This window comes from Cognatazoarcus halotolerans (assembly GCF_009800965.1).
Taxonomy (GTDB): Bacteria; Pseudomonadota; Gammaproteobacteria; order Burkholderiales; family Rhodocyclaceae; genus Cognatazoarcus; species Cognatazoarcus halotolerans.
The window spans coordinates 1-380 of the sequence record NZ_WUAF01000072.1; the positions used below are offsets into that span (position 1 = coordinate 1).

Below are 380 nucleotides of genomic sequence, written 5' to 3' on the forward strand. Positions count from 1 at the left end.
CAGCAGCTCCCGGCTGAAGCAGTCGATTACCAGCGCCAGCGTGGCCCAGCCGTCACGGCCCGCCCAAACACGGCACAGATCCGTCGCCCAGCGTTCGTTGGGCTCAGAGGCTCGCGAACGCCGTGCTTCAATCCGTGGCCGAAACCCAACCGGACGCTTCCTGACCTGCCAGCCACGCAGCTGAAACACTCTCTGCACGGTGTTCTTGTTGAAACCGAGCAGGTGGGCCACGGTCCGATAGCCGAAGGACGGGTTGTCCTCGATCATCGCCTTGATCGGTTCGGCAAAGCGAGCCTGCACCTTCGGCGGGGCCTTCACCGACTGGTAGTAAAAGGTGCGACGGGGCACTTCAAACCACCGGCACAGCTGACTGATCGAGA

The 380-nt window shown here is 62.9% G+C and carries 1 pseudogene; it reads right to left on the reverse strand.

From position 1 onward, the window contains the following. Positions 1-348: pseudogene (locus GQB03_RS22710) on the reverse strand (hypothetical protein); the annotation flags it as partial. Positions 349-380 lie beyond the last annotated feature (32 nt).